This window comes from Gryllotalpicola sp. CP2-P1 (assembly GCF_057512245.1).
This window is the reverse complement of the sequence record NZ_JBLRDT010000206.1, coordinates 1-4420: the sequence shown is the minus strand read 5'-3', so window position 1 is coordinate 4420 and position 4420 is coordinate 1. Positions and strand designations below refer to the sequence as shown.

At 71.1% G+C, this 4420-nt stretch carries 3 protein-coding genes; all 3 read right to left on the bottom strand.

Features of this window, described 5'->3' with window-relative positions; translation table 11 throughout:
* Positions 1-12: 12 nt before the first annotated feature.
* Entirely contained in the window at positions 13-1134 is a 1122-nt protein-coding gene (locus tag ACM2XV_RS12780; protein ID WP_487027197.1) for an aldo/keto reductase, read from the bottom strand.
* Positions 1135-1347: 213 nt separating this feature from the next.
* Positions 1348-3606: a polyribonucleotide nucleotidyltransferase gene (locus ACM2XV_RS12775; RefSeq protein WP_487027196.1), complete on the bottom strand. Its 2259-nt coding sequence runs from the start codon at positions 3604-3606 to the stop codon at positions 1348-1350.
* A gap of 232 nt (positions 3607-3838) precedes the next feature.
* Positions 3839-4420: fructosamine kinase family protein (locus tag ACM2XV_RS12770; RefSeq protein WP_487027195.1), on the bottom strand; the 582-nt coding region annotated here is incomplete at its 5' end.

Sequence of the window (4420 nt, the reverse complement as noted above, 5' to 3'; positions counted from 1 at the left end):
GCGGCCTGCTCGTCAGCGGCCGGCCTCGACGGCCCGGTCGAGCTCGAGCATCTGGGCGCGCGTGAGGCGGACCACGGCCGCATCCATCAACGTGTCGACCTGCTCGGGCCTGGTCACGCGCACGATCGGCGCGACCACACCGCGCTTGGCGAGCAGCCACGCCAGCTGCGAGGTGGCGGGAGCCACCCCCAGCTCACCGGAGACGCGGTCGAGTGCGAGACCGATGCGGTGCTCGCGGCCGCGCCCCGCGAACACGTCGGCCGCACGCTCCGGGGCGGGAGCAATGACCCGCGCGTTGACCGCCTGGGTCGCCTTCCCGCTACGCGCCCGGCCCGCGAGCACCTTCTGCGGCAGCGAGGGGCTCGCCAGCGCCGACGACACCCTGGTGGCATCGGGCAGAAGCGCGAGCTGCTGAGCCGCGGCGGCCATGCGCAACTCGGCCTCGTGGCTCGTGCGATCGGTGATGCTCCATTCGAGCCGCACGGCCGCAATGGGCGGCAGACCGCCGCCCGCGAGCACCCGCGCCTCGAGGAGCTCTGCGCCGGTCACGCCGCTGGCGCCGAGCCGGCCGACCGTGCCCGCCGTGATGAGCTCGCCGCCCGCGCTGAGCAGCTCACCTGCCGCGATGCCGAGGCCGGCCGCCTCACGGAAGTCGAGCATGAGCAGATCGACGCGGTCGCGCCCGAACCGCGCCAGCGCCGCGTGGACGGCGCGCACCAGCCGGTGCGCGCCGCTGGCCCGGCCGCCGTCGCGCTGCAGGGACGGCGTGAGCATGGTGATGATCTTGTGCGGGCGGTTCGCCGCGAGCCAGCCGCCGACGAGCTCCTGGCTGCGCCCAGAGCCGTCGTCGTCGCCGACGTCGTAGAGGCTGCCGCCGCGTGTCACGAAGCGATGCAGGATGCGCGCGGCGGTCACCTCGTCGACCGTCGCGAGCCGGGCGGTGCCGAGCGTGAGGGGAAAGGCCGAGAGGTCGGTCTCGCCGATGAGCCGCTCGGCGATGATCGGCACGGGGCGCGTGGCCGCCGTGTCGTCTGCCTGGAACAGCGCGTCGGAGTCGGGCTCTGAACGCCCCGCCGCACCGCGCGAGGAATGGCCGAGGTGCTCTCGCGCGGCCACCGGCGAATAGTCGCTCACGCGCACCCCCTTCCCCTCTGGGAAGAGTGCCCCCGCACCGCCCCCATGCGATGAGGTTATGTCACGCCGCCGACATCGGGAGGGCGGAATCGCGCAACCGTTATGAAAAGTTCCCCAGCCGGACAGCGCAGTGTCGCAGCGCAGGGTGAGACGGCGGATGCCTGCCCCGAGAGTCTCGGGGCAGGCATCCGTTCGTCAGTGGATCGACGCGCCTTACTCGGCCGCGGCGGCCGCCTCTGCGGCCGGCGCCTCAGCCTCGGCCTCGGCGACCACCGGGGCGAGCGAGAGCTTGCCGCGGTCGTCGATCTTCGTGATCTCGACGAGGATCTTCTGACCGACGCCGAGCACGTCCTCGACGTTCTCGACGCGCTTGCCGCCGGCGAGCTTGCGCACCTCGGAGATGTGCAGCAGGCCGTCCTTGCCGGGCAGCAGCGAGATGAACGCGCCGAAGGTCGCGATCTTGACGACCGTGCCCAGGAACTGCTCGCCGACCTCGGGGTTGGTCGGGTTCGCGATCGCGTTGACCTGCGCACGCGCGGCCTCAGCGCTCGGCCCGTCGGTCGCGCCGATGTAGACGGTGCCGTCCTCTTCGATCGAGATCTCAGCGCCGGTCTCGTCCTGGATGGCGTTGATCGTCTTGCCCTTCGGGCCGATCAGCTCGCCGATCTTGTCGGTCGGGATCTGCACGCTGATGACGCGCGGAGCGGTCGGAGCCATCTCATCGGGGCCGTCGATCGCCTGGTTGATGACGCCCAGGATCGTGATGCGGGCGTCGTGCGCCTGCTGCAGGGCGCCGGCGAGGACCGACGACGGGATGCCGTCGAGCTTGGTGTCGAGCTGGATCGCGGTGACGAACTCGCTCGTGCCGGCGACCTTGAAGTCCATGTCGCCCAGCGCGTCCTCTGCGCCGAGGATGTCGGTGAGAGCGGCGTACTTCGTCTCGCCGTCGACCGTCTCGGAGATGAGGCCCATCGCGATGCCCGCGACCGGCGCCTTCAGCGGCACGCCCGCGTTGAGCAGCGACAGCGTCGAGGCGCAGACCGAGCCCATCGAGGTCGAGCCGTTCGAGCCGAGCGCCTCGGAGACCTGACGGATCGCGTAGGGGAACTCCTCGCGCGACGGCAGCACCGGGACGAGCGCGCGCTCGGCCAGGAAGCCGTGGCCGATCTCGCGTCGCTTCGGGCTGCCCACGCGGCCGGTCTCGCCGGTCGAGTAGGGCGGGAAGTTGTAGTGGTGCAGGTAGCGCTTGCTCGTGACCGGGGTCAGCGAGTCGATCTGCTGCTCCATCTTCAGCATGTTCAGCGTGGTCACGCCCAGGATCTGGGTCTCGCCGCGCTGGAAGATGGCCGAGCCGTGCACGCGCGGGATGACCTGCACCTCGGCGTCCAGCGGGCGGATGTCGCGCAGGCCGCGGCCGTCGATGCGGACGCCCTCGGAGAGGACGCGCCCGCGCATGACCTTCTTCGAGACCGACTTGTAGGCGGCCGAGACCTCACCGAGGGCCGACTCGGGCAGCTCGCCCGCCTCGACCTTGGCGGCGATGCCCTCCTTGACGCGCGCCTTGAGAGCGTCGTCGGCGTTCTGGCGCTCGATCTTGTCGGCGATCTGGTAGACCGGGCCGAGCTCGGCGAGGGCCAGCGACTCGACGGCCGCATAGGTCTCGGTCGTGTAGGGCAGGAAGACCGGGTAGTCCTGGACCTCCTTGGCGGACTGCGCGGCGAGCTTCGCCTGCGCCTCCACCAGGGTGCGGATGAACGGCTTGGCGGCCTCGAGACCCTGCGCGACGACGTCCTCTGAGGGCTTGGTCGCGCCGGCCTTGATGAGGTCCCAGCTGTGCTCGGTGGCCTCGGCCTCGACCATCATGATCGCGACGTCGTCGTTGCCGGCGGCATCGGTCACGACACGGCCCGCCACGACGATGTCGAACACGGCGTTCTCGAGCTGCGAGTGCTTGGGGAAGGCGACCCACTGGTCGTCGATGAGCGCGAGGCGCACACCGGCGATCGGCCCGCTGAACGGCAGGCCGGAGATCTGGGTCGACGCGGAGGCCGCGTTGATCGCGAGCGCGTCGTAGAACTCGTCGGGCGCGATCGAGAGGACGGTGATGACGATCTGCACCTCGTTGCGCAGCCCGTCGACGAAGGAGGGGCGCAGGGGGCGGTCGATGAGACGGCAGACGAGGATCGCCTCGGTCGAAGGGCGGCCCTCGCGGCGGAAGAACGAGCCGGGGATCTTGCCCGCGGCGTACGAGCGCTCTTCGACGTCGACGGTCAGCGGGAAGAAGTCGAACTGGTCTTTGGGCTGCTTGCTGACGCTCGTGGCGGACAGCAGCATCGTCTCCTCGTCGAGGTAGGCGGCGACGGCGCCCTGCGCCTGCTGCGCGAGGCGGCCGGTCTCGAACCGGACGACGCGCTTGCCGAACTTGCCGTTGTCGAGAACGGCTTCGGCGAACTTGATTTCGGGACCTTCCATTGAGGTCGTACTCCTTTGAGTTTTCCGCGCCGCCGTGTTGCGGACGCGGGCGTACACGAGGAGCAGGGATCGGACAGGAGTGAGCGCGGGGCTGTGTTCCTCACACCCGTGCTGGCCACCAGTAGAAGAGCGCGGATGCCTCGCCAGCGCGCGAGATCTCCGAAATCCACCACCGAGGACCAGCTTCCTGTCGGCCTGCCCCTACACGCGGGATCCTATCAGGAGGGCCGAATCAGACGCCGGGAAGGGCGAGCACCGCGCGCGCCGCCGCGGCGAGCTCGACGCCGTAGCCGCGACCGTAGCCGGCCGCGTGCACCGCCAGCGGGTGCAGCTGGTGCACGGGAATCCGATCGCGCCAGCCCGCGCGCAGCGGGTGGACGGACTCGTAGCCCGCGACGATCTCGCCGAGGTGCGGCGCGCCGAACAGGGCGAGCATGGCGAGGTCGGTCTCGCGGTGGCCGCCGTGGGCGGCAGGGTCGATCAGCACTCCGCCGGCGTCATCCCACAGCAGGTTGCCGTTCCACAGATCGCCGTGGATGCGCGCGGGCGCCTCGTCGTCGTCGAACGCTCCGCTCGCCACCCGCTCGCAGGCCTCGCGGATGCCGCGGGCTTCGGCGGCCGTGACGCTGCCGGCTTCCTCGGCGAGGTCGAGGAACGGCCGGACACGCTCGCGTGCGTAGAAACCGCCCCAGCTCGACTCGCGCGCATAGAGCTGCGGCCGCCGGCCGATGAACCCCGGGCCGTCCCATCCGCGCGGGGGCGCCCCGAAGGCATCCGCCCCCGCATCGTGCGTGCGCGCGAGCGCCGCGCCGAA